Genomic DNA, 2358 nt, shown 5'->3' on the forward strand with positions numbered 1-2358 from the left:
CCCTCAAAAACCCAGTTCAGCCAAACCCACCCCCCAAGCTACCCCCAAGGGAACGAAGAAAGATCAGGACAAATCTGTCGCTTTAGGAGTAGAGCAAACCGTGCGCGTGGATGTGCGCCGTTTGGATCACTTGATGAATCTCATTGGGGAATTGGTGTTGGGCAAAAACCGCTTGATTCGCATTTATGGCGATGTGGAAGAGCGCTATGATGGAGAAAAATTCTTAGAAGAGCTCAATCAGGTGGTGTCCTCTATTTCCGCCGTAACTACGGATTTACAGCTCGCCGTGATGAAAACGCGCATGCAGCCCATTGGCAAGGTGTTTAACAAATTCCCGCGCATGGTGCGCGATTTGAGTCGCGAATTGGGCAAGAGCATCGACCTTGTCATTGATGGGGAAGAGACCGAATTAGATAAATCCATTGTCGAAGAGATTGGCGATCCCTTGATTCACATCATCCGCAACTCCTGTGATCATGGCATTGAAAAGCCTGAGGATCGTAAGATGTTGGGCAAGCCCGAAACCGGGCGCGTGGAGTTGAGCGCCTATAATGAGGGCAACCACATCGTGATTAAGATTACAGATGATGGGGCTGGGCTGGATCCAGAGAAGCTCAAAGAAAAAGCCATTGAAAAGGGCGTGATCACCGAGAGAGAAGCCGCTGGGATGACGGACAAAGAAGCCCTTAACATCATCTTTAAACCCGGCTTTTCTACGGCCAAAACCTTGAGCAATGTTTCAGGGCGGGGCGTGGGGATGGATGTGGTCAAAACCAATATTGAAAAACTCAATGGGATCATCGAGCTCGAGTCAGAAGTGGGGGTGAGAACCACCCAAAAGCTCAAAATCCCCTTGACTCTAGCCATTATTCAGGCCTTGTTGGTGGGCGTGCAGGAGGAATACTATGCCATCCCGCTCTCTTCTGTGTTGGAGACTGTACGCATCAGTCAGGATGAAATTTACAGCGTGGATGGCAAAAGCGTGTTGCGCTTGCGCGATGAGGTACTCTCCTTAGTGCGCTTGGCGGACATCTTTAAAGTGGATGCGATCCTAGAGGCCTCTAGAGAGGTGTATGTGGTCATCATCGGCCTAGCCGATCAAAAAATCGGGGTGATTGTGGATTACTTGATCGGGCAGGAGGAGGTGGTCATCAAGTCCTTGGGTTATTATCTCAAAAGTACTAAGGGGATTGCTGGGGCTACAGTGCGCGGAGATGGCAAGATCACTTTGATTGTAGATGTGGGTACAATGATGGAAATGGCTAAAAATGTGAAGGTGAATGTGAATCACCTCATCGACCAAGCACATAGCTCCAACGCCAAGAACGCGCCTAGCGATTATGTGATCTTAGCCATTGACGATAGCAACACCGATCGCGCCATGATGCGCAAATCTTTAAAACCCTTGGGAGTTACTGTGATCGAAGCCACCAATGGCCTAGAGGGCTTAGAAATGGTCAAAAATGCGGACAAAGTGCCCGATGCGGTGCTGGTAGACATTGAAATGCCCAAGATGGATGGCTATGCCTTTGCCTCTGAAGTGCGCAAGTATAATAAGTTTAAAAACCTGCCCTTGATTGCGGTAACCTCACGGGTTACCAAAACCGATCGCATCCGCGGGGTGGAGAGTGGCATGACCGAGTATATCACCAAGCCCTATAGCCCAGAATACCTAGCAAATGTGGTCAAACGCAGTATCAAACTAGAAAATTAAGGAGAAGCATGAAAGACGCGGTGGCTTTGAAGGAAATCTTTGACAAACAGAAGAATAAGGACGAGATCAAGGCAGAGGACACTGAGGAGATCTTACAATTCATCGGGTTTATCATCGGGAGCGAGGAGTACGCCATCCCCATTCTCAATATCCTAGAGATTGTCAAACCCATCGGCTATACTCGTGTGCCCGAGACCCCTAATTATGTACTAGGGGTGTTTAACTTGCGGGGCAATGTCTTTCCCTTGATTAGCTTGCGCTTGAAATTTGGTCTGCCCCCTGAGAAACTCAATAAAGACATGCGCTACTTGGTGGTGCGCCATAACGATCAAATCGCTGGTTTTTATATTGATAGACTCACAGAAGCCATCCGTATTAAACAATCTGACATCGATCCTGTACCAGAAACATTGGTGGATAACAACCAGCTCATTTTTGGGATCGGCAAGAGGGAGGATAAACTCGTCTCCATTTTAAAGGTGGAAGAGATTTTGAAAAAAGATTTCTGATGACACAGGTTGCGTTCTGTCCTAAGAGGTGGACCCGGGATTATCAGGGATTATCAGGGATTATCAGGGATTATCAGGGATTATCAGGGATTATCAGGGATTATCAGGGATTATCAGGGATTATCAGGGATTATC

Annotated in this window: 2 protein-coding genes; both read left to right on the top strand. The window is 47.8% G+C overall.

Annotation, left to right across the window (positions count from 1 at the left end; translation table 11 throughout):
• A partial coding sequence (locus EAO38_RS08440; protein ID WP_205588389.1) for a hybrid sensor histidine kinase/response regulator occupies positions 1–1714 on the top strand: 1714 nt, incomplete at its 5' end.
• A gap of 8 nt (positions 1715–1722) precedes the next feature.
• Positions 1723–2223 (top strand): chemotaxis protein CheW, encoded by a 501-nt coding sequence (locus EAO38_RS08445; protein WP_121022859.1) that lies wholly within the window; start codon positions 1723–1725, stop codon positions 2221–2223.
• The last annotated feature ends 135 nt before the right edge of the window (positions 2224–2358 follow it).

It is taken from the genome of Helicobacter vulpis, from assembly GCF_003660395.1.
Taxonomy (GTDB): Bacteria; Campylobacterota; Campylobacteria; order Campylobacterales; family Helicobacteraceae; genus Helicobacter; species Helicobacter vulpis.